The organism is Sagittula sp. MA-2 (genome assembly GCF_030126985.1).
In the GTDB taxonomy this organism is placed as follows: Bacteria; Pseudomonadota; Alphaproteobacteria; order Rhodobacterales; family Rhodobacteraceae; genus Sagittula.
In genome coordinates this window covers 2,236,933-2,259,763 of record NZ_CP126145.1, presented here as the reverse complement: position 1 = coordinate 2,259,763, position 22,831 = coordinate 2,236,933, and the positions used below count along the sequence as shown (strand labels likewise).

General features: G+C 64.5%; 21 protein-coding genes and 1 tRNA gene. 17 read left to right on the top strand and 5 right to left on the bottom strand.

Annotated elements, in window-relative coordinates:
- Nucleotides 1–21 precede the first annotated feature (21 nt).
- Entirely contained in the window at nt 22–1,755 is a 1,734-nt protein-coding gene (locus QNI11_RS10945; protein ID WP_283983428.1) for a methyl-accepting chemotaxis protein, read from the top strand.
- A gap of 116 nt (nt 1,756–1,871) precedes the next feature.
- On the opposite strand, the gene QNI11_RS10940 is transcribed toward QNI11_RS10945, so the two are convergent.
- Nucleotides 1,872–5,288, bottom strand: coding sequence for an indolepyruvate ferredoxin oxidoreductase family protein (locus QNI11_RS10940; RefSeq protein WP_283983427.1), 3,417 nt, complete (start codon nt 5,286–5,288; stop codon nt 1,872–1,874).
- 127 nt (nt 5,289–5,415) lie between these two features.
- On the opposite strand from QNI11_RS10940, the gene QNI11_RS10935 reads away from it, so the two are divergent.
- Nucleotides 5,416–5,886 carry an Lrp/AsnC family transcriptional regulator gene (locus tag QNI11_RS10935; RefSeq protein WP_283983426.1) on the top strand — a complete coding sequence of 157 codons (471 nt, stop codon included), beginning with the start codon at nt 5,416–5,418 and terminating at the stop codon, nt 5,884–5,886.
- 140 nt (nt 5,887–6,026) lie between these two features.
- Here the strand turns inward: QNI11_RS10935 and QNI11_RS10930 are convergent, their stop codons facing one another.
- A complete protein-coding gene (locus QNI11_RS10930; RefSeq protein ID WP_283983425.1) occupies nt 6,027–7,319 on the bottom strand; it encodes a sorbosone dehydrogenase family protein in 1,293 nt (430 codons plus the stop codon).
- Between the two features lie 156 nt (nt 7,320–7,475).
- On the bottom strand, nt 7,476–8,399 hold the full coding sequence (htpX, locus tag QNI11_RS10925) for a zinc metalloprotease HtpX (protein WP_100930453.1): 924 nt from the start codon (nt 8,397–8,399) through the stop codon (nt 7,476–7,478).
- Nucleotides 8,400–8,863: 464 nt separating this feature from the next.
- Between htpX and QNI11_RS10920 the strand changes: the two genes are divergently transcribed.
- Nucleotides 8,864–10,084, top strand: a complete 1,221-nt coding sequence (locus QNI11_RS10920; protein ID WP_283983424.1) for a site-specific integrase — start codon at nt 8,864–8,866, stop codon at nt 10,082–10,084.
- A 348-nt stretch (nt 10,085–10,432) separates the two neighbouring features.
- On the opposite strand, the gene QNI11_RS10915 is transcribed toward QNI11_RS10920, so the two are convergent.
- The gene (locus QNI11_RS10915) at nt 10,433–11,308 is read right to left on the bottom strand and encodes a hypothetical protein (protein ID WP_283983423.1); all 876 of its coding nucleotides are present in this window, start codon (nt 11,306–11,308) and stop codon (nt 10,433–10,435) included.
- 240 nt (nt 11,309–11,548) lie between these two features.
- On the opposite strand from QNI11_RS10915, the gene QNI11_RS10910 reads away from it, so the two are divergent.
- From QNI11_RS10910 to QNI11_RS10870, 9 genes are all read left to right on the top strand, one after another.
- On the top strand, nt 11,549–13,108 hold the full coding sequence (locus QNI11_RS10910; protein WP_283983422.1) for a terminase TerL endonuclease subunit: 1,560 nt from the start codon (nt 11,549–11,551) through the stop codon (nt 13,106–13,108).
- On the top strand, nt 13,108–13,461 hold the full coding sequence (locus tag QNI11_RS10905) for an HNH endonuclease (RefSeq protein WP_283983421.1): 354 nt from the start codon (nt 13,108–13,110) through the stop codon (nt 13,459–13,461). Before QNI11_RS10910 ends, QNI11_RS10905 begins: the two co-directional genes overlap by 1 nt.
- Complete coding sequence (locus QNI11_RS10900) at nt 13,455–14,714, top strand: phage major capsid protein (protein WP_283983420.1); 1,260 nt, start codon at nt 13,455–13,457, stop codon at nt 14,712–14,714. The genes QNI11_RS10905 and QNI11_RS10900 overlap by 7 nt, the downstream gene beginning before the upstream one ends.
- 1 nt (nt 14,715) lies before the next feature.
- Nucleotides 14,716–15,303 (top strand): HK97 family phage prohead protease, encoded by a 588-nt coding sequence (locus QNI11_RS10895; protein WP_283983419.1) that lies wholly within the window; start codon nt 14,716–14,718, stop codon nt 15,301–15,303.
- Entirely contained in the window at nt 15,300–15,857 is a 558-nt protein-coding gene (locus QNI11_RS10890) for a hypothetical protein (RefSeq protein WP_283983418.1), read from the top strand. Before QNI11_RS10895 ends, QNI11_RS10890 begins: the two co-directional genes overlap by 4 nt.
- Nucleotides 15,857–16,882 (top strand): hypothetical protein, encoded by a 1,026-nt coding sequence (locus QNI11_RS10885; RefSeq protein WP_283983417.1) that lies wholly within the window; start codon nt 15,857–15,859, stop codon nt 16,880–16,882. Before QNI11_RS10890 ends, QNI11_RS10885 begins: the two co-directional genes overlap by 1 nt.
- Nucleotides 16,879–17,283 carry a hypothetical protein gene (locus QNI11_RS10880; protein ID WP_283983416.1) on the top strand — a complete coding sequence of 135 codons (405 nt, stop codon included), beginning with the start codon at nt 16,879–16,881 and terminating at the stop codon, nt 17,281–17,283. The genes QNI11_RS10885 and QNI11_RS10880 overlap by 4 nt, the downstream gene beginning before the upstream one ends.
- Nucleotides 17,280–17,705: a helix-turn-helix domain-containing protein gene (locus QNI11_RS10875; protein ID WP_283983415.1), complete on the top strand. Its 426-nt coding sequence runs from the start codon at nt 17,280–17,282 to the stop codon at nt 17,703–17,705. The genes QNI11_RS10880 and QNI11_RS10875 overlap by 4 nt, the downstream gene beginning before the upstream one ends.
- Before the next feature lie 95 nt (nt 17,706–17,800).
- Entirely contained in the window at nt 17,801–18,694 is an 894-nt protein-coding gene (locus QNI11_RS10870; protein ID WP_283983414.1) for a hypothetical protein, read from the top strand.
- A gap of 540 nt (nt 18,695–19,234) precedes the next feature.
- Here the strand turns inward: QNI11_RS10870 and QNI11_RS10865 are convergent.
- Nucleotides 19,235–19,324 (bottom strand) — tRNA-Ser (locus QNI11_RS10865).
- A gap of 168 nt (nt 19,325–19,492) precedes the next feature.
- Here QNI11_RS10865 and QNI11_RS10860 point away from each other — a divergent pair.
- The 5 genes from QNI11_RS10860 (at nt 19,493) to QNI11_RS10840 (ending at nt 22,732) form a co-directional block, all read left to right on the top strand.
- A complete protein-coding gene (locus QNI11_RS10860) occupies nt 19,493–20,356 on the top strand; it encodes a DUF2059 domain-containing protein (RefSeq protein WP_254698220.1) in 864 nt (287 codons plus the stop codon).
- A gap of 233 nt (nt 20,357–20,589) precedes the next feature.
- Nucleotides 20,590–21,171, top strand: a complete 582-nt coding sequence (locus tag QNI11_RS10855) for a 50S ribosomal protein L21 (RefSeq protein ID WP_100930454.1) — start codon at nt 20,590–20,592, stop codon at nt 21,169–21,171.
- 22 nt (nt 21,172–21,193) lie between these two features.
- Entirely contained in the window at nt 21,194–21,463 is a 270-nt protein-coding gene (gene rpmA / locus QNI11_RS10850) for a 50S ribosomal protein L27 (RefSeq protein ID WP_005857992.1), read from the top strand.
- Between the two features lie 155 nt (nt 21,464–21,618).
- Nucleotides 21,619–22,158, top strand: a complete 540-nt coding sequence (locus QNI11_RS10845; RefSeq protein ID WP_100930455.1) for a GNAT family N-acetyltransferase — start codon at nt 21,619–21,621, stop codon at nt 22,156–22,158.
- 10 nt (nt 22,159–22,168) lie between these two features.
- Nucleotides 22,169–22,732, top strand: a complete 564-nt coding sequence (locus tag QNI11_RS10840; protein WP_283983413.1) for a GNAT family N-acetyltransferase — start codon at nt 22,169–22,171, stop codon at nt 22,730–22,732.
- The last annotated feature ends 99 nt before the right edge of the window (nt 22,733–22,831 follow it).

Below are 22,831 nucleotides of genomic sequence, written 5' to 3'. Positions count from 1 at the left end.
AAAAAACCTGAAAGAAATCCGATGTCCGAGCAAACGACTTCAGACGGCCCGCGGGCCGGCGCCCGCCACTCCATCTTCATCCGCTGCGCCGCGATCATGGCCCTGACCACGATCGTCGTCGCGGGCGTGCTGTCCGGCGGTGCCATGCAGTTGCTCGAGCGGATGGCCGTCGCAGACGTGAACCTCCAGGGGGAACGCGCCGCCGACAAGGCCGCGGAGGATCTTGCCAAGCCCCTGCGCTTCAACGTGACCGACAAGATCGAGGAAGCGGTCGCCCACGCCTTCAGCAGCGTCGGCGCAAGCGGTGGCGCCGCCGTGGTGATCGGGGCCGAAGGGGACGTGGTGCTGGCGCTCGGCGACGCGGACGACATGGGGCAGGTGGGCGAGATCGCGCAGGAGGTCATGTCTTCCGGAACGGCGGTATCGGCGGACGGCGGGCGCGTGCGGGCGGTGCCGGTCCTCGCCGGGGAAGGCGGTCCGGTGATCGGCGTCTTCGGTTTCACCGTCTCCTACGATGCGAAGATGCAGGAGGTCTGGAACCGGGTCCGCTGGATCTTCGTACTGGCCGCCGTGACATTCGCCTTGATGATGTCGCTGACGCTTTACCTGTTGTCCCGGACCCTCGGCCGCCCGCTGAAGTCGCTGGCCGCGGCGGTGTCCGATGTGGCGCAGGGCAATTACGACACGCAGCACGGCATGAGCGCCCGCAGGGACGAGATCGGCGGCATCGCCCGCAACCTCGACACCTTGCTGGAGGTTCTGCGCGCCGGACGCGCGGCCGAGGACCGCCGCGCACAGACGCTCGCCGCGCAGATCCGCGTGGTGGAGGAACTGGGGCAGGCGCTGGACAGCCTCGCCAGCGGTGTTCTGCACCGCCGGATCGAGGTGGAGTTCCCAGACGAATACAGGTCGCTGCGCGACAACTACAACCGCGCGGTCGACCATTTGCGCAAGGTCGTCGAAGAGGTGAAGGAAGGCGCGAAAAGCATCCTCGGCAGCTCGGACCAGATCGCTTCCGCCTCCGGCGAACTGTCGCGCCGGACGGAAACCCAGGCCGCGACGCTCGAACAAAGCGCCGCCGCGATGGAGGAGATGCTGAACAGCGTGCGCTCCGCCGCGAAGAATGCAGCGGACGCCAACACCACCGTGCACAGCACCCGCGAGATCGCCGAACGCAACGGCGAGGTGATGAAATCCGCCGTCGATGCCATGGGCGAGATCGAGAAAAGCTCTGACCGGATATCGGAGATCACGACCGTCATCGACGACATCGCCTTCCAGACCAACCTCCTTGCGCTGAACGCCGGGGTGGAGGCGGCGCGGGCAGGGGACTCGGGCAAGGGCTTTGCCGTGGTCGCCTCCGAGGTGCGCGGTCTGGCCCAGCGAAGCGCGGAGGCCGCGCAGCAGATCAAGGACCTGATCCAGGGCTCGGGCGAACGCGTGCGCGACGGCGTGCGGCTGGTGGAGGCGGCGGGCAATGCCCTGCAGGACGTTCTCGACAAGGTGGCAGACGTGTCCCGCATGGTGGAGGGCATCGCCTCAAGCGCGGGCGATCAGGCGCAGGGCCTGAACGAGATCAACACCGGCATCGCCAATCTGGACCGGGTGACCCAGCAGAACGCCGCCATGGTCGAAGAGTCCACCGCCGCCGCGCAGATGCTTCAGGGCGACGCCGACAGCCTGAACGACCTCGTTTCCCGCTTCTCCACCCGCCCGGCGCAAGCGGTCGAGAAGCGAATTGACAAGGCGGCCTAAAGGGGCGGCAGGTCGCGCCGCCCCTTCTTTACAACCTTGGGGCGTTTGCCAGTTTGTCGATCAGGGGGAGAGTCGCGCGCCGCGATCGTCGAAGGCCACCTGACCGATTAAGCCGTTCAGAGGCCCCGTTCTTCAAGCGCCCGTGCGATATCGCCGCGCACCCGGTCCACCGCCGCGTCCTTGACCGGCCCGAAGCCGCGGATCTCCATGACCCTGGCGGCGATGCCCGCCCGGTCTTCGACGGTGTCGGGGGTCAGCCCGGTGGTGAGCCTGTCCAGAAGCGCAGTGTACTCCCCGATCAGGGCGCGCTCCCTGCGCCGCTCGCGCGTGTAGCCGAAGGGATCGAGCGCCGTACCCCGCAGCCGTTTCATGCGGGCCAGCTGGCGGAACACCGGGCCGATCCACGGCCCGAAGCTGCGTTTCAGCGGCCGTCCCCGCGCGTCCTTGCCCGGCAGCATCGGCGGCGCGAGGTGGTGTTTCACGACGAAGTCGCCGTCGAAGCGATCCTTCAGCCCTTCGGCAAACCCCGTCTGGCTGTGCAGCCGCGCGACCTCGTATTCGTCCTTGTAGGACATGAGCTTGAACAGCCCCTTCACGGCGGCCTCCGTCAGCGGGCCGGGCGCACCGGTCGCCGCCACCTCCGCCGCACGCACCCGGTCGATCGTGGTGCGATAGCGGTCCGCCCATGCACCGTCCTGATACTCCGTCAGGAAGGCTGCGCGGCGGTCGATCGTCTCGTCCAGCGTCATCACCGGCGCGGCGGTCAGCCCGGCGGCGGCCTCCGCCTCTGCCCGGTCGGTCACCACGATCCGCCCCCAGGCGAAGGCGCGCTTGTTGAGGTCGGGCTTCACGCCGTTCAGTTCGATGGCGCGCATCAGGGCATCGTACGACAGGGGGACGAGGCCCGCCTGCCAGGCCGCGCCCAGCATCATCACGTTGGCAAAGACGGTATCGCCCAGAAGCGCCTCTGACAGGGCGTTGGCATCGAGCGTCTTCAGATGCGCCGCGTCGACACCCCCGGCAATCGCCGCCAGACGCTGCCCGGCGTTCAGGTCCGCGTCGCGGTTCCGGACGAGGTCGCCCGTCGGCATGACGGCGGTGTTCACCACCGCCCGGGTGCCCGCGTGGAAAGTCTGCGAGGCCTTGGGGGAAGAGCTGACCACAATGTCGCAACCGATCAGCGCGTCGGCGGAGGCGGGCTCCACCCGCACCTGGTTCACCGCCTCGGGCTCCTTTGCCATGCGGATGTAACTGATGACCGGGCCGAATTTCTGCGCAAACCCCATGAAGTCCAGCACCGACGCGCCCTTGCCTTCGAGGTTGGCGGCCATGGCGATCACCTGTCCGACCGTGACCACGCCCGTCCCGCCCACGCCGGTGACGACGATGTCCCAGGGCCGGTCCAGCGCGGGTCTGGCCGGCTCCGCCAGCCTTTGCGACAGCCGGTCGAAGGACGCGTCGCCCGCGCCCTTGCCACGCTTCAGCGTCGCGCCCTCCACCGTGACGAAGCTGGGGCAGAAGCCGTTCAGGCAGGTGAAATCCTTGTTGCAGGTGTTGAGGTTGATCTTGCGCTTGCGGCCGAATTCCGTCTCCAGCGGCTCCACGCTCAGGCAGTTACTCTCCACCGAACAGTCGCCGCAGCCCTCGCAGACCAGCGGGTTGATGACGGCGTAGCGCTTCGGATCCTCCATCAGGCCGCGCTTGCGCAGACGGCGCTTCTCCGTGGCGCAGGTCTGCTGGTAGATCAGGACGGTGGTGCCGGGGATCTCGCGAAGATCGCGCTGGACGCGGTCCAGATCGCGTCGGTGGAAGGCGGTGACACCGGGAACCCGGGGCAGGCCGTCGGGCGCGTCGCTTACCATGACGACCTTCTTCGCGCCTTCGGCCAGCACCGACCGGGCAATCGCCTCGACCGAGATCGGCCCGTCCACCTGCTGCCCGCCGGTCATCGCCACGGCGTCGTTGAACAGGATCTTGAAGGTGATGTTGGTGCCCGCGGCAATCGCCTGGCGAATGGCCAGCGACCCGGAGTGGTAATAGGTCCCTTCGCCGAGGTTCTGGAACACGTGCCGGTTGCCGTTGAACTTCGACCGCGCCACCCAGTTCACCCCTTCGCCGCCCATCTGGATCAGCGAGGTGGTGTTGCGCCCCATCCACGAGGCCATGAAGTGACAGCCGATCCCGGCAAAGGCCTGCGATCCCTCGGGCACCTTGGTGGAGGTGTTGTGCGGACAACCCGAACAGAAATACGGCGTGCGGGTCGCGCCCGCGACCTGGATCGGCTGCGGCGCGTCGGTCACATGGGCCGCGCGATCCCGCAGATCGACGATGCCGTTGCGTTCCAGCCGGTCGGCGATGTGCCGGGCCAGCATCACCGGGCCAAGCTCCTGCGTCCAGGGAATCAGGCGCTGGCCGGTCTCGTCGCGTTTGCCCACCATGCGGCGCGGTTTGCGTCCGGGGAAATCGTAGAAATATTCCTTGAGCTGGCTTTCGATGATGCCGCGCTTCTCCTCGACCACCAGCAGCTCGTCCTTCTCGTGGGCGAACTCCAGCGCGCCGTCATGCTCCAGCGGCCAGACCATGCCGACCTTGTAGAGGTCGATGCCAAGCTCGGCCGCGCGCGTCCGGTCGATGCCCAGCAGGCGCAGCGCCTCCAGCACGTCCAGATGTGCCTTGCCGGTGGTGACGATGCCGAAGCGGGCAGGGTGGCCCCATTCGGCGCGGTCGATGGGATTGGCCCGGGCAAAGGCCATCACGGCGTTTTTCTTGTGCTCCAGCCGCGCCTCGATCTGCGGGCCGGGCAGGTCGGGCCAGCGGTAGTGCAGGCCGTCGGCAGGCGGCGTGAAGTCGGGCGTGACAAATGTCCGGTCCGGCGCCAGCTCGAACGACATGCCGGATTCCACGGTTTCGGAGATCGCCTTGAAGCCGACCCACATCCCCGAGAAGCGCGACAGCGCATAGCCCCATTCGGCGAAGGGCAGGAACTCCGCCACGTTGGCGGGGTTCAGCGTCGGCATGAAGAAGTTCATGAAGGCCACGTCGGACTGGTGCGACATCGACGAGGACACGCATCCGTGGTCGTCGCCCGCCACCACCAGCACACCGCCATGCGGCGAGGACCCGTAGGCATTGCCGTGCTTCAGCGCGTCGCCCGCCCGGTCCACCCCCGGCCCCTTGCCGTACCAGAGGCCGAAGACGGCGCGGCATTCCTTGTCGGGATCGGTCTCCACCTGCTGGGTGCCGATCATCTGCGTCGCGCCGAATTCCTCGTTCACCGCGGGCAGGAAGGTCACGCCCGCCTCGCGCACGATGTCGGCGTTGCGCCCGATCTCGAGGTCGATGCCCCCCACCGGCGAGCCGCGATAGCCGGAGATATAGCCCCGCGTGTCGAGCCCGCGCGCCCGGTCGCGCCGCGCCTGGTCCAGCGCAATGCGCACGATGGCCTGCGTCCCGGTCATGAACACCCGGCCTTCGGTGCGTGTGTAGCGGTCGCTCAGCGCGTAATCCTTCAGGATCGGCGTCTGGTCTGTCATCGGTCTCCTCCCGGTGCGGACGTGTGTCGCTTGGGCCTGATGATACGGCATTTCGGGTGAAAAGGGCTTTCAACGACGTCCCGGGCAGGGTCCAATGTGAGCGATTCCTTTCAGAAGGACCGCCCAGATGAACGATCTCGATCTGCTATCGCCGGTAGAGGCCAAACTGCTTTCGATGCTCCAGCGTGACGCCTCGCTCTCCGTGGCGGAGCTCGCCGAGGCGGCGAACAGCTCTGCCGCGACGGTCTGGCGCCGCATCCGCAGCCTCGAGGAACGCGGCGTGATCGGCCCGCCGGTGCGGCTGGTCGATCCGGCAAAGGTCGGGCGCGGCATGGATGTCTACTGCCAGGTGCGGATGAAGTCGCAGGACGCGCAGGCGCGGGCGGCCTTCCAGCAGGCGGTCGACGACGAGCCCGCGATCATGGAGGTCTACTCGGTCACTGGCGAGTGGGACTACATGCTGCACATGGTCGTGCGCGACATCGCCGATTTCGAGGACATCCTGATGCGGCGCCTGCTCGAACTGGACTGCGTGGCGGGCACATCCACCATCTTCGCCCTGCGCCGGATAAAACACACGCGGCAGGTGCCGGTGTGAAGGGCGACAAGACCATCCGCTATACGGAGCGTCTTTCCGCAAGACTGATTTGACTGGGGGAAGGCTGCGGCCCTGACCCGAGGGAGGGCCGCAGCATCTGTGTCGGGCGTTTCGGTGAATGCAGGCGCCAGCGACGGCCCTCAGGAGGCCGCCGTCACCCGCCAGATCACGTCGCCCACGTCATCCGCCATCAGCAGCGACTTGCCGTCCGGTCCCAGCGTCACGCCGACTGGGCGGCCGTATGCCAGCTTCTCGTCCTCTGACAGGAAACCCGACAGGATGTCCCGCGCCGGGCCGCTCGGCTTGCCGCCCTCGAAGGGGATGAAGATCAGCCGGTAGCCGCTCAGCTTCGAGCGGTTCCACGATCCGTGCTGGCCGATCACCATGCCCGCGCCGAAACCGGGCAGGGTGCCTTCGGGCATCCAGCAGAGCCCCAGCGACGCCGTGTGCCCGCCAAGCGCATAGTCCGGCGTGATCGCCTGCGCGACCATCTCCGGGTCCTGCGCGACGCGGTCGTCCACCGTCTTGCCCCAGTAGCAATAGGGCCAGCCGTAGAACCCGCCGTCCTGAACGGAGGTCAGGTAATCCGGCGGCGTCTCGTCGCCCAGGCCGTCGCGCTCGTTCACCACAGTCCAGAGCTTGCCGGTCACCGGCTCCCACGCCATGCCGACCGCGTTGCGCAGGCCGGAGGCGAAGATGCGCGCCGCGCCCGTGGCCACGTCCAGTTCCCAGATTGCCGCGCGGCCTTCCTCGGCCGCCATGCCCTGGTCGCCGATGTTCGACAGCGACCCGACCCCGGCATAGATCTTCGTCCCGTCGGGCGAGACGATCAGGCTCCGCGTCCAGTGGCCGTGCGGCTTGAAATCGACCAGCTTCTCTCCGTCGCCGGACAGCGCCTCGTCCCCGCCGGCGTAGTCGAAGACCTTTATCCCGTCCGTGTTGCCGAGGTAGAAGCGGTTGCCCACGAGCGCCATGCCGAAGGGCTGGTTCTGGTTCTCGACAAAGACCTTGCGGACCTCCGCCACGCCGTCGCCGTCCGCGTCGCGCCACAGGGTGACGCGGTTGGCGCTCTTGCCGATGGCCTTGACCCGGCGCATCGTCGCCTGCGCGGCGTGATCCATCAGCGTCTTCGGCGGCCCGGCCTGTTCCTTCGACTCCGCCACCAGCACGTCGCCGTTCGGCAGAACCTCGATCCAGCGCGGATGGTCGAGCCCGCTGGCAAAGGCGTTGACCTTGAGCCCGGGCGCGCAGGTCGGCAGGCGACCGTTCTTCCAGCCTTCGGCAACCGGCATCTTCAGCGTCATGATGCCCTGCGCACGGGCCTCGGGAATGTCGGGTTTTGCGCCGAAGGCCTGATGTGCCGGCGATCCCATGCGCCGCACGTATGCGACGGTGCCGCCCACAAGGGCGGTTGCTTTTGCGATAAGCTCCATGTGTACCTCTCTGTTTGACCGGCACCTTATCCAACGCCGTGGGCGAGCGATACCTGCCTTGTCCGCTCAAAAAGTGGGACGGCCGCTAAGGGGTGGCGTCAGGGAGTGCACCGGGCCGTTCTTCCGACGGCAGGTCGCAGTCGCCCCGCCGGACACTTACGACCAGGGACCGGACTGACGGCGCGCGCGGGTTTTGGGCACGCTGCTGGAAGAGACGGTCGCGGTGTCCCGCACACGTCCCGAACCTGCCTGACCGGCCATCGCGCGCAGGGCGGCGATCCGGTTCTCCGTCGCGGGGTGGGTCGCGAACAGGTTGTCGTGCTTGTGGGCATGCAGCGGGTTGATGATGAACATATGCGCCGTGGCCGGGTTGCGCTCTGCCGCGTGGTTGTCGATGCGGGCCGCGCCCACGGCGATCTTTTCCAGCGCCGAGGCCAGCCAGAGCGGCTGGCCGCAGATCTCCGCCCCGGCCTTGTCGGCGGCGTATTCCCGCGTCCGGCTGATCGCCATCTGCACCAGCGCCGCCGCCAGCGGGGCAAGGAACATCATCAGAAGCGTGCCGATCAGGCCCAGCCTCTCGCGCGAGCCGCCGAAGAACATTGCGAAGTTCGCCAGCATGGAAATCGCCCCGGCGAAGGTCGCCGTCACGGTCATGATCGCCGTGTCGTGGTTGCGGATATGCGCCAGCTCATGCGCGATCACGCCGGCCAGCTCCTCGCGGCTGAGGCTGCGGATCAGGCCCGAGGTCACCGCCACGGCGGCATTCTCCGGGTTCCGCCCGGTGGCAAAGGCATTGGGCTGCGGTGTGTCGATCAGGTAGACCTTGGGCTCCGGCAGGCCGGCGTTGCGCGCCAGTTCGGCCGTGAGGGCGTGCAGCCCCATCCGGTCGCCGCGCACCACCGGCTGCGCGTTGTGCATGCGCAGGACCATGCGGTCCGAGTTCCACCAGGTGAAGACGTTCATCCCCGCCGCCACCAGAAGCGCGATCATCGCGCCGCCCGTGCCGCCGATCAGGTAGCCCACGCCCATGAACAGCGCCGTCATCGCCGCCATGAGCATCGCTGTCTTTACATAGCCCATCCAAGCCTCCGTGCCGCTTCCATGCGGTAATGGATGAGATATGGAGACGGTTCCCGAGCGCGCAAGCATTTGCCGCTGGATGTGAATGATGCGGCAAGGGTCGGCGCTGAACCGGAAGGTCCCGGCACCGCGCGGCTCCACATCTATTAGAGGCGCGGAAAAAAGGAACCTGCGGGCATGTCACGCCGATGACCCGCGCACATGATATGTCAGACAAAGCCGACAATCCCCACACGCCGTCTTTCCTGCGCAAGGCAGGAGAGGGCGATCCATAGTCAGGGAATAGTGGCGGAGAGACAGGCCGCCTAACCCACCTTTCAGCGGAGTTCACGGGTTTTCTAGAATGTCCGAAAAGCGTAATTAAACCAATCGGTACACAGTTCACTGGCTTGCACGTGGTTGCAGGCAGGTGCGGCTAAGCCCATAATAATCTGTGTACGAATTGTGTATGGATGGGCGCGGCTATGGGCTTTCTGACAGTGCTTGAGGTGAAGAACGCCAAGGTGGAGGAGCCCGGCAAACGTTGGCGCGTCCTGTCTGATGGGCACGGGCTATACCTGCGAGTGGGACGACCACCCAAGGAACGGGCGGGCACCGCGCCCAAGTACTGGGTGAGCAAGCTGACGTTTAAGGGCCAGCGCGTGGAGATCGGATTGGGCAGTGCCTATGAGGTCACGCTTGCCGAGGCGCGCGCCGAAAACGAAAACCTGCGTTTCATGGCCCGGCAGGGCAAGCACCCGCGCACAAGGAAATCCGCACCGGGTGCGGAGGGCGTGCCCACCTTTGCCGATGCGGTGGACCTGTACCTTAAGGAGAAGTTGCACGAATTTCGAAACGCGAAGCACCGGCAGCAATGGGAGAACACCTTGCGGGACTACGCCACGAAGCCGGACAGCGCCACGGGGCTGGGCCGTATGCGGGTGGACGAGATTGAGCCGGATGACGTTGTGCGGGTCCTGAAACCGATCTGGAAGACCAAGACAGAGACGGCCAGCCGGGTGCGGGGTCGGGTGCAAAACGTGCTGGCATGGGCCACCGCCAAGAAGCACCGCACTGGCGAGAACCCGGCCCGGTGGAAAGGTAATCTTGAGTTCATGCTGGCTAACCCGGCCAAGCTGAAGAAGGTCAAGAATTTTGAGGCCATGCCGTGGCAGGATGTGCCCGCCTTCTACCGGGGCCTGTCCAAACGGGAGGGCGTGGCGGCAATGGCGCTACGATTGGCGATCCTGACGGGGATGCGGCAAGAGGCCTTCCGGGCTGCACAATGGTCCGAGATAGAAGGAGATGTGTGGGTGATCCCGGGCGACCGAATGAAGGGCCTGCGGGAAGATTTTCGAGTGCCACTGTCCCCCGAGGCGCTGGCAGTGATTGTGGGGGTGCGGAGCCTGTCCGACACCTACCTGTTCCCCGGCCTGAAATCCGGCAGGCCCGTAACTGACGCGGCTGTGTCCAAGGTGCTCAAGACCACCAAGGGCTATGAAGCGATGACTGTGCACGGGTTCCGCACCAGTCTGCGGACGTGGTTGCAGGATGCCACAGACTGCCCGGACGAACTGGCAGAGATGACTCTGGGCCATAAGGTCGGCACTGCCGTATCCCGAGCCTATGCTCGGTCTGACGTGCTCCACAAGCGCCGGGACTACTTGGAACAGTGGGCCAACTTCCTGCTTGCTTCCGATAAGTAATTGCAGCGCCTGTTCAAATCAGTGCACCGGGGTACGCAAATTTGTACACCAATCGGTTCCGTTTACAAGGATGGGTGCAGTCATATATGCTCGCAAGGCCTCTTCGAAAATCAGGAGACATAAAATGGGCGAGAATGACCGGCTGATAACGCGGGCCGAATTGGGAGAAATCCTGTCTTGCAGCGAAACCACCCTATGGCGGCGTGTAAAAAGTGGTGCACTTCCCAAGCCAATGCGAGTGGCGGGCCTTCTGAGGTGGCGCCTATCCGACATCTCCAAGCTAGTTTCGGATGCGGCGCAATCCAACTAGACGCAGGAGCAATGGGAGTAGTCGAATTTTGAAGGGTGCTATTCTTTTAACGTGTCAAGCTTTGCCAGCCAACGAACATAGGAGAGGCCTTGGGATATCAGCAGGATTGCTACTTCCTCTGCTGGCTGGTTTGGTTCCTCGGTGCCTTCTTCATGTCGATAGAAGTGCGCCGAGTTGATCCAATCTTTGAAACTCTCAAGCATTTTCGAGCTGGCTGCCTGCAAAGTCGGGTGAGCAGAGTACAGCGACTGCTGATCCTTTCCAATTAACTCACCGGCCTTTTGAGAATCTAGTCTAGGCACGCCATACATCAACTTAAAGAGATTTTCGCACGCACCAAACACCGATCGTATCGCGCCCTTGTAGTCAGCCGGATCCTCCAAGAGAGAGCCGTCGATCTTTTCCAAGGATTGAGCCGTAGCAATATACCTCGGTGAGGCAAGACCGGAAATCGCCAACTGCTTTCCAGAAGTAAATGCGCTGTCTATCAGCGGATGAACCCCTCCTTCCGCGTCGATTTCATAAGCAAGATTTTCCTCTTTGAAGATTCTCCGGATGTGTTCCAAGAATCTTTCCTTCGCGCCACTTTCTCGATATTTAAACTCTCCTGAGAGAATAGTTACCACATCAAGCAGTATGGTTATTTCCACCCTTTTAAAAAACCAATCCCACCTTTCGAGGTATCTTCCAGATTGTGATCTAGATGCAAACTGTATGCCGATTTCGCTCTCGATGGATTCGATTGCCCGTTTTTGATAGTCGGGCGATCTCCTTTTACCCTTATACCCAGCGGGTGCAAAATATTGTTCCGCCAACTTGGATAGTCGAAATCGGGCCCGTTTGCTGTCTTTCTCGGGCTCTCCCCTTAGCAAGTAGAGATGCGAGTACCGCTTCCCCTGTTCTTTTTCTGACATGGTCACTCCAGCCCGTTGTTGACCTAAGAATGCAGCTCAAAGTGTAGGGACACAAGTCTCCGCACTCATGAAAAACGGAGCTTGATAGACCAAATGTAGTAAAAACCGACCCCCTCTGCCTCATTAGGTTTTGCCCTGCTACCCTCTAGGGAACCCTGCCCGGATTTGCTCGGGAGGGGAGTGATACGAAGCAGGGGCGGGCTGATCATTCTCTCGCGCCTCTTCGCCAAGAGGTAGGGAATGGACGGCACACCACAAATTTCGGTGTACTCTATGCAAGGGACGCGGCGGCGAAAGCGGCCAACGCCCGAGGTGCGTTTTGCGAATTGGCTGCGGCGTGAATTTATCGTGCCCGCTGGAGTATCGGCGGGTCAGCCCTTTGAGCTCTACCCCTTTCAGCAAGAATTTGTCCGGGAGCTATTGGCGCGGGATGGGGCCGGGCCGCGCTGGCGGACCCTGATCTACAGCACCGGACGGAAGAACGGGAAAACGTATTTGCTGGCGGCCGTGCTTCTGGGCCTCATGTGCCCGGACAGTCCGATTGCCATTCCCCGCTTCACGGGGGCGGTGTCCGCCCCATCCGAACGGCACGCCCTGTTCATTGCCAAGGCCATGCAGGCGCTCATGGAGGCCGCCGGGCGGGCCAAGGAGTCCAAGCGCCGGGCGGACCCCAAGCCGGGCCAAATCTTCATCGGCACCGCCAACCTGCTGCTGAGCACAGGCACGCGGGCACAGGGTCATGGCGCTGACCTCGACCTAGCCGTGATTGACGAAGGCGGACTTATCACCCGCAACCAAGAAGAACTGATTACCGGGTTCTTCGATGCACTTGCGTCCAAGAACGGACAGCTAGTCCTCACCGGCACGCGCGGAGACAGCCCACAATACAACGAGATGCTGGAGCGCCCGGACCCGCGCACCTACGTGTGCCTGCACAGCGCCACCAAGGAAGACGACGCCGCCGACCCCGAGACATGGAAGAAGGCCAACCCGGGCCTTGGCCCTATCAAGTCTCTGAGCTTCATGCGCGATGCGCACACCAAGGCGGCGCAGTCTGGGGACCTGAGGGAGTTCCGGGCGTGGCACTTGAACGAAAGCCTTAGCCCCCAGCGCGAGCTGCTGCTGGACTACGACTCGCTGGTCAAGGCCTACCGGGACGCGCCCCAGACCATCCCCGGTGAGCCCGTGCACGTGGGCATCGACCTTGGCGGCAGTGCGTCCATGACGGCGGCCACCATCGCCTACGAACAGTCCGGCGTCGTGAAGGTGCTGGGGGCGTTCCCCGGCGCGGACATCAACCTGCTGGATCGCGGCAAGCGCGACCAAGTGGGCGACCTCTGGCACCGCTGTGCGAAGGCAGGCGAGTTGATCGAAACCAGCGGCAGTGTGTCGGACCTTGCCGAGTTCCTGCCCGAGGTGATTGCGCGCATCGGCCCGCACCCCGTGCGCTCCGTGTCCTGCGACCGATACCGGCAAGCCGAATGGGAAACCGCCATGGCGCGGGCGCGGCTGTCGTGGCCAGTGCTCTACCGGGGCACCGGTCCGAAGGACGGCGATGCAGACATTCGGGCAACCCGCCGTCTGTTCCTTGCAGGGGCGATCCAGATGCAGCGCAGCGTATTGCTGGAAGGCAGCCTTGCAGAGGCGGACGTGAAGGTTTCGACCACGGGCGCCTGCCAGCTTTCCAAGTCCCACCTGCACGCGCGCATCGACGTGGCGCAGTCCCTTGTTCTGGCGTGCTCCGCAATGCTGCGGGCGCGTGATGCTGTGCAGCCCACCTACGAAGTGGAGGTGCTGTAATGGCCCGTACCGATACCCGCCCTCTGAAAACGGACCGTTGGGCCGCTGTGCGTGCCTTCGTTGCTCACCGCGCCGGGCTGCGCTGTGAACACTGCTTCACGTTCCTGGGCCTTACCGGACAGGCGGACCACGTGGTGCCGCGCGCCCACTGCGAAAACGCGGGCATTGGCGTCTATGATCCCAGCAATCTCCAATATCTTTGCACGTCCTGTCACAGCGCGAAGACCAACCGGGAGCGGTGGGCAGGGCATGAGAAACGCGACCGCAAGCCCAAGCGGAGCCGCGTCAAAGGTCGCGATGACTTCCTCAACGCGGCGGGCATTCCTGAAAATTCAAAGGAGCACACATGCTGAAATCTCAGGAAATCCAGCTTGCGCAGTCGAAGCGGCGCGAGCGTATGGCCGAAATTCAGAAAGCCGATGAAATCTCCGATGATGGGCGCACCGAACTGCGCAGCCTGACCGATGCTTACCAGAACGCTGAAACCGAGTACCGGGCAGCGGTCATTCTGGAGGACGCGGAACGCGCTCAGATCAAGGAACCGGACAACGCGGGCCGCGAGTTCGAGCGCGAATGCCGGTCCTTCGACCTGACCGCCGTTGTCGGAACGTTGGTGGACGGGAAACCGCTGTCGGGGCGCGAGGCGGAGGTGAACGAAGAATTGGAGCGGCGCCACGGCGTGGGGCAGAAGGGCGTCAGGTTCCCATGGGAGGCTCTGGAACAACGTGCCGACGCAGTGACCGACGCGCGCGCGGGCACGTCCGGCGAGCTGGCCAGCCGTCCGACAATGAACGCTCTGGAGCGGTTCTTTGAAAGCTCTGCGGCGGGCCGCTTTGGCGTGAACGTGCTGCAGGTGTCCGGTGCGCCCAGCTTCCCCGAGATCACCAGCGGCACCGGTCTGTCGTGGGTAGCGGAAGGTGCTGGCGCGGATGCTGGCACCATCACCACCACGGCCACGTCCCCGGCGATCAAGACCGCAACGGCCCGCTACCTGCTGACCCGGCAGGCGATCCGGCAGAACAGTGCCCTGCAGCAAATCCTGCGGCGTGACCTGTCCGAGGTGCTGCGCGAGGGTATCGACCTTGCGATTTTTCGAGGCACGGGGGCCGATGAACAGCCCGCCGGGTTCGAGACCGTGCTGACCGGCGGGCGCACGGCGGCGCTCACGGACGTGGCCAGCTTCTCGGACTTCCTGCTGCGCGCCACGGAAATTCAGGAGACGGCCAAGCTGTCCGACCCGTCGCAGGTGCGTATTGCCGGAGCACCGATCGTTGCCCAGACGCTGCTGGACACGCTCATTTCGGGCACTGCTGTGTCCGAGATGGACCGGCTCAAGTCCGCCGGGTTCTCGACCCTGTGGAGTTCGCAGGTGTCGGCGCGCGGGGCACGGGATGCGACCGACAAGGGCTCGTCCACCGTGTACTTCGGGGCGGGCAGCAACAACGCTTATGTGCCCACGTGGGGCAGCCCGGAGCTGATCGTGGACCCGTACAGCGAAAGCAAGTCGGGCAAGGTGGCGCTCACCATGTTCGCCTTCCTTGATGTGCTGATCCAGCGCACGGCCACCCACTACTTCAAACTGACCGGTGTGCAGGACCGCGCCTAGGATGGAGCACCGGGCAACATGGGTGGCGGCGGGGCTTGAACTTCGCCGCCAAGGGAAACAGCCGGTGATTGCCGGGGCCTTTCCCTTCAACACGCTGGCCACCATCGCAGACCGGGGCCGCGTCCGTAAGGAGCGCATCGCGCCCGGTGCCTTCGACTGGACGCTAGAGAAAGAAGACCGGGAGGTATCCCTGCTACTGGGGCACAGCTTTGACAGGCCCTTGGCCAGCCGCCGCAATGGGAGCCTGACACTGCGCGCCGATGATGCAGCGCTGAGCTTTGAGGCGACCATTGATCCGGCCTTGGAGGATGTGAGCCACGTGCGGGATGCACTGGCGCTGCTGGCCAGCGGGTTGGTTAAGGGTATCTCGCCCGGCTTCCGGGTGCCGCCCAAAGAGACCTTGCCGGATGCGGAACGGCTGGACCCGGAGCCCGGAAACCCCGGCGTCTTCATCCGGACCATCCTCCAGCTTGTTCTCTACGAACTGAGCTTGGTGACCCGGCCCGCCTATGAGGCCAGCCAAGCAGAACTGCGCGCCATGCAGAACGCTGCGCACCCGGTGCGCGCGGAAAGGATCATCCTGCCATGACCACCATAGACATCACGATGACGCGGGGTAGTCTGCCCAGCACGCCCACGGCGGTTGACGTTGCCTTGGAGGCTTCCACCACCAATGAGCGGGCCACCACCATGATTGCCGCAAGCTGGCGCATGTTGGAAAGCTACACGGGGCGGCTCTACTGGCCCGCTACAGCAGCCACCGCTGTGGCGGTGCTGGACGCGCAAGGGGACGCACAGTGGCCCCGGCAGCCGTACCCGGACAGCCTGACCGTGGAACAATGGAGCGGCGGCGCTTGGGCCGCTGTGGCTGGTGCAGAGTACGTGCCCGAGTTCGGCGCGGCGCTGGATCTGCCCGCCGGGCGCTATCGCCTCACGGCGGGCGCTGTGGACCCCGGCACCCCTGCGGAGAACGTGTCCGAGGCTTGCCGGGCACTGGCGCTCTACCAGCTCATTCACAGCCCGGCACGGCGCGAGTTCCGCAGTATCACGGCGGGGGACAGCACCATGACGCGCGAGGCACTGGCGGGCCTGTTTAAGGCATCGGGCGCGGGCTTGCTTTTGGCAGGGGAGGTGCGCTGGTGATGTGGCCCTTCAAGAAGCGCACCCCTGACATGGAACAGCGTGCTGCGTTCCCCAGTGTCACTGCGGAATACCTGAGCGCCCGGCGGGATGCGGTGCGGAGTGAAGGCAGCGCGGCGCTGTCCGCTACTATCGGCACGGCAGCGTTCTACTGGTCCCGTGCCTTTGCCATGCTCGACCCCACACCGGATGACGGACCGCTCCGGGCTGACGTGCTGGCGGCCATTGGCTTGGACCTGTGCCTGCGCGGGGAAAGTGTCTGGCACATCCGCGTGGAAGGCAATGAACTGACCCTGCACCGTGTCGCTTATTGGGATGAATTGGGGCGGGGCAGATATCACCTGCACATCGCCCGGCCTGCCGAAACCGAAAGCGTGCGCGCCATTGAGGGCGAGGTGCTGAGGCTGACCATCAACAGCGATGCAGGCCAACCGTGGCGTGGGCGGTCCCCGTTCCTGCTGATGGGTGGCAGTCCCCGGCTGATGGCCGAGATTGAAGGCGCCATTTCCAGCGCCACGGAATGGCTGGGCAAGGGCGTGCTGCCTTTCCCGGATACGGTGCCCGAGGAGCAACAGGCGGCTGCCCTGCGGGGCCTCAAGGGGGGCGGCACTCTGGCGGCAATCAAGTCTAGGGCGGATTTTGCCATGAACACGGGGCAATCGCGCGGCAATGAGTTTCGGCGCGTTGAGCTTGGCCCCGATCTGCGGCAGGCGGACCTCAATCCAGCGGTGGACAGCCTGCACGCCCGTGTGCTGGCGGCGGCGGGCATTCCCCCGGCGTTGACCACGGCCAACGGCAATGCTGGCGCGATGCGGGAAGCCTACAGGCTTTTTGTGCTGCAAACGGTGGAGCCGATGGCCCGGCAACTGCTCCCCGAGTTCGCCAAGGTGGGCGTGTTCAAAATGTCCAATGCTTCCATGATGAGTGCGGACGTTGCCGGGCGTGCGCGGGCCGTGGGTGTGCTTACCGGGGCCGGAGTGCCGCTGGACCGCGCCATGCGGCTGGTAGGCTGGGGAGAAGAGCGATGAGCCAAATTGAAGAAGTGTTTCAGCGAGCGGCCAAGCAGTCTGCCCTTTGGCATGTCCATTTGCTGTTTATCAAGTCGGAATTGCCGCCGGATCTTTCTGGCCTTGATCCCGAAGAGTATCGCTTTGCGCGCACTGTTCGGCGGACCGTTTTTGACTGGGCTGCATCCTGTTATGGGGCACTGCGCTGGCCTGATGCAGGCGGCGACGGCACTGCGGACCGGGGCATTCTTACGTTGATGCAGGTTCCGGACGGGCTGGTGCCCGATCTCGTGCAGGCTCCGGACGGCACATGGCTCACGACCCGTGAAGCCCTAGGGGCAGACACGTTGGGTCTCACCCAGAAATTCCGCGTGCAGCGCCGCACGGACTCCGCGCCAGAGTTGAGGGAGACAGCCCCATGACCACTAAGGAGATGCTGCTGGCCATAGCATCAGTTTACGGTATTCGCGAGGAGGTGGCGGCCCTGGTGGCCGATAGGCCAGACACCTACACGCCGGACAGCCTGCCGGACCTGTTGCGCACGTCGCGCGCGGCGACGGGGCTGCAGAGGGAAACTATTCACTTCCGTTGCGGGCTGAGCCGGTCCCAGATTTCTTACTATGAGAACAAACACAGTAAGAACCCCGGCCTGCGGAGCTTGACCGCTTTGGCAGACGGCTATGGCCTGCCGTTGTGGTTGGTGCTGTGCACGGCGCTGAGGGACATCCGCCCGCTGAGAGAGCCCGCACCGGATGCGGAAAGAAAACCTGTGCAACCGCCTGTAAGGAAACGCAAAAGACCTGTCGGTTTTTCGTGCACACCAGATCGGGCCGAGGCCGTTTAATATGAAGCCCCCTCCCTTGCGGGCGGGGGCATCGTTTGGGGCACCACCCCCAAGAAAGCTCTGTCGCACCACCAAGTACGAAAGATGAACACACCATGACAAACGGCGTTCGCAAGCGCAAGCGTTCCAAACCCGTTGACGATTTTTACTCCACTGAGCCGGACTTCTCCGCTTGTGAGAACAGGAACCACGAGGTGCTGTGCCGTCTGGTCTGGCAGTCAATTCGGGAGCGCGGCCACGACTGGGATGGGTTCAAATGGGCGGAGCCGCTTTCGCAGGCCGAGTGGGCCATCCGCGCCGGTGTTAGTGTCAGCACGCTGCGGCGACTCCAGAAGAAGCCCCCGCTCCAGTTTGCCACGCGAGGGTTCAAAGAGGACAAGGTGACTTTACTGCGGTTGGGTCGTCCGGACCCGGATGCAGCGCGCAAGGCGGAGGAGAAGCACGTAGCCAACATCATGGCCAAGACGTTCCGCACGGTCATGATCAAGATTGAGAGCGAGGGCCTGCCTGAGGCAGAGTGGGCACTGGTGGTGCAACGGTGGAAGGTGCTGCCCCGTGATGACTATGGGCGCATCCGTGGCATGATGGAGGAGTGGCGTGGCGCGCCACAGGCCGAAGTATTCCATCACGTTGTCACCAACTGGCCCGAGTTCATGGATAGGGTGAAAGCCGATTTGGAAATTGCATGGCACTTGCGGCAGGAGAACGTAGTGGTCGGCCGTGCCGACGCGCTACAGGGAAGCCACGAGTTGATGACGGCCTACATACTCAGGGACGAGGACCTGTCGCAGTACAGGCGCCTAGCCAAGAGCGTGAAGGTGACGGACCCGCGCACCGGCATCACGCGGATAGAGCGCAAGGTGGGGCGTCCGGGCCGGACCCACAACTGGTGGACATGGCGCAAGCCGCACCTGCCTTTCCTGCGGCGGTTCGCACACATTGCTCTGCGCATGTACATTGAAAATAAGGGGCTTCCTGATGCTGCATGACGAAATGACCGAATTATCATTTCTGGATATCTCTATTGGTAGTAGTTACTCCTCTTGTTATAATTCCAGAGAAGATGTTAATTCGGTAAAAAGAGGTGGAGCTACTACCGCATCGCCGCGCCGGGGGCGCGTCATTGCCCTGCTTGCAGGACTCTTGCCATGGGCAGAGGGGATTCCCTTTCCCATCTCCCTACAGAAGGCCAAGGGCGCGGGCTTGCCCTATGGACAGACCAAGGGGCCGCAGGCCCCATATGCCTATGAGCGCCAGAGAGCGCCCTACAGGGGCCTTTCGCTACATTTGGTAGGCTACCCCACCCGAGACCCCAAAAGGCCCTTCTACGTGCCTCTCCGTAGCTCTGCGGATCAAGGAAACTGAGAGCCTGCTGCGCGATGGCGGGAGTGGGGTCCGCGCGGGGCGCGGTACTGTCAGGGCTGTAGCGGGGATGTAAGCAGCGGGGAGTCAAACCGTGTACAATACGTGTACGCGTACAGCATGCCTCTCATTTTTTTCTAATAGTTCAACACCTTACAAGAAGGTAGTGGCGGAGAGACAGGGATTCGAACCCTGGGTGGACTTGCGCCCACAACGGTTTTCGAGACCGCCCCGTTCGACCACTCCGGCACCTCTCCGCGGGGGTCTGGGTAGAGGGGCGTTTAGACAATTCAAAAGGCAGGTGCAACAGCCAAAACAACGGAATTTCGCCGGAGCACCGCACAGGCCGCGCAACACGGTTGTTGCCGCCCGCCTGCCGGGCTACCTGTAATCCAGCAAACACGCACGAGGACCCGGACAACCCCATGGCCACCGCCACCAGATTCGCGCAGCAGCCCGCGGGGGCAGGGCTCATGCGCATCGCCGCCGCACTGATGCTCTGCCTTGTCGCCGCGCTGCCGCTGCGCGCCGATCCGGCGAAAGAGGGCATCGACGACCTGCTGGATGCGCTTCAGATCGATTCCATGCTCGAGATCATGCGCGTCGAGGGGCTGGCCTACGGGGCCGATCTTGGCGACGACATGTTCCAGGGCGGGGACAACGCCCGCTGGCAGACCCTTCTGTCGCAGATCTACGACGTGCCGAAGATGCACATCGTCATGCGCAACCACTTCGCCCATCTGCTGGACGGCACCGACATCGGGCCGCTGGTCGACTTCTTCTCGTCCGAGACGGGCACCCGCATCGTGCAGCTCGAGCTTTCGGCGCGCCGCGCGATGATCGACGACGAGGTGGAGGACACCGCGCGGCAGGCTTTCCTTGCCGCCGATCTCGACGCGCCGCGGATGCAGCAACTCACCCGCTTCATCGAGGTGAACGACCTGCTCGAGGCCAACGTGGCCGGCGCGCTCAACGCCTCCTTCCAGTTCTACCGCGGGCTGGTGGACGGCGGCGGCCTTGCGATGACGGAGGGCGACATCCTCGCCGACGTCTGGGGGCAGGAGGAAGAGACCCGCGACGACACGCGCGAATGGCTCTATGCCTTCCTGATGCTGGCCTACGAGCCGCTGACGGACGCGGAACTCGCCCAGTACATCGAGATTTCCGCCACGCCGGAGGGGCGGCTTCTGAACCGTGCGCTCTTTGCCGGGTTCAACGCGATGTACGACGAGGTGTCCTATGCGCTGGGGCTCGCCGCGGCGGAACAGATGCAGACGCAGGAGCTGTAGAACAGGGCGCGCCGCGGGGTGCGGGGCGCTTGACAGGCCTGTCGCACGCGCGTATAGGCACCGGACCAAAGGACGGGGCTCAGGCCCCGCCTTTCGTTTTTGAGATACCCGCCCGACGCAGGGCACATCAACCAACGTCTTGAGAAAGACGCGCAGTTCGAGGCCGGGGCAGGTGTCCCGCCAACGCCCGGAACCGGGGGCCGAAGGACGCGGCAGAGAAAAGGAAGACGCGCATGTTCGCGGTGATGAAAACCGGCGGCAAGCAGTACAAGGTCGCAGCCGGCGACACCCTCCGGGTGGAAAAGCTGGCCGCAGACGCTGGCGAGACCGTTCAGTTCAACGACATCCTGATGCTCGGCGGTGACTCCGTCGTCGTCGGTGCACCCTTCGTGTCGGGCGCGGCCGTGCAGGCCGAGGTCGTGGACCAGGTCAAGGGCGAGAAGCTGATCCACTTCGTGAAGCGTCGCCGCAAGCACAGCTCGCAGCGGACCAAGGGCCACCGTCAGCAACTGACCGTCCTGCGGATCACCGAGATCCTGTCCGAAGGCGCAGACAAGACCGGCGTCAAGGCCGCAATCGGCGCGGGCTCCGCTCCGAAGGCCGCTTCGAACGACGCAGCCGCACCCGCAGCCGCCGCCAAGGGTGGCGAAGGTGACGACCTGACCCAGATCACCGGTGTCGGCCCCGCCGCCGCCAAGAAGCTGAACGACGCAGGCATCACGACCTACGCGCAGCTCGCTGCTGTCGACCCGGAAACCTTCGAGGCCACCAAGGTGAAGCCGGAGTGGGTCGAGCAGGCGAAGACCCTCGCGTAACCGATAGTAAGGAGAGAGACACATGGCACATAAAAAGGCAGGCGGTTCCTCCCGCAACGGTCGCGACTCCGCAGGTCGTCGCCTCGGCGTGAAACTTTACGGCGGCCAGGCCGTTATCCCGGGCAACATCATCGTGCGTCAGCGCGGCACGAAGTTCTGGCCGGGCGAAGGCGTCGGCATGGGCCGCGACCACACGATCTTTGCCACGGTCGAGGGCGCCGTCCAGTTCCACAAGGGACTGAAAGGCCGCACCTTCATTTCCGTAATGCCGGCAGCGGAGGCTGCCGAGTAAGCCGGTTTTCAGGTCTGAAAGTTACAGACGGGGGATCGGCCAACCGGCCGGTCCCCTTCGCCTTTTGAGCGACCGGGCCCGGCCTTATATCGGACATGTATGTCCGTTATCCCAGACCTTCGTGATTGCGAGGGATGCACGAGAGGAGAGTGCAGATGGGCCTTGATTTGACGAATGACCTTCCTGTTGTGGAAACCGAACGGTTCGACCTGCGCCCGGTGCGCCGGTCCGACATGGGCCTGTGGGAGCTTTACGCCTCCGACAAGCGCGTGGCCGCCATGACCCCCACGATCCCGCACCCCGTGCCCCCCGGCGCGGCCGAGGCTTTCGTGACCCGCGCCGTTGCGCCGGACCGCGAATGGGACATCTGGGCGATGGACGGGACCCGCGTCGGCGGGTCGGAATTCATGGGCGTGATCAAGCTGATGCGGCTGGACCGCGACCAGTCGGAGATCCGCTACTGGGTGGCGCCCGCCTTCTGGAACACCGGCCTCGCGTCGGAGGCCGTGCGCGCCCTGGTAGAGGCCAACCCGCTGAACAACAAGACGATGTTCGCCTCGGTCTTTCAGGACAACCCGGCCTCGGCCAAGGTTCTGGTGAACTGCGGCTTCGAATACATCGGCGACGCGGAATCCTATTCCGTCGCGCGCCAGTCGAAGGTCCCGACCTGGACCTACCTGAAAAAGCTGAGCTGAGGAGTCCCCCATGTTGCGCACGAAGCGGCTGGTCCTCCGGCCTCTTCGCGCCGGGGACGAGGGCTGGATCACCCGCCACATCGCCGATCCCGAAGTGCATCGCTGGCTGACCTCCGTGCCGCATCCCTACGCGGCGGCGGATGGCGCGGCCTTCATCGAACGCTTTGCCGGGCGGCCCGGAACGCTGGCGCTGGTCGCGGATGACGTGCCCTGCGGGGTGCTGACCATCGAGCACGCCAGCCGCCTTGCCGACGACCGTCCGGCGGCGTGGGAACTGGGCTACTGGCTGCGCCGCGCCCATTGGGGCAGGGGGCTGATGACCGAAGCGGCGGAGGCCGCGATCCGCCACCACCGCGCCGAACATGGGGCCACCCTCCACAGCGGCTGGATCACCGGCAACGCGGGCTCTGCCCGGGTGCTGGCAAAGCTGGGGTTCCAAGGCCCGACACACAGCGAAGAACGGTACGCCTTCTTCCACGGCCGGCCGGTGACGGTAGAGCGGGTGATCCTGCCCGCCGATGCACCTTTCCCGCCACAACATGACCCCGCGGACGCCCACCCGGCGCACCCGTGACACCCCGCCTGCGCAACGGTCCGGCCCGCGCGCAGTCCGCCCCTTCCACACGCCGGGATCGCTTGTTCCCGTACGCAAATCCCGCTACATCCCGGCCAC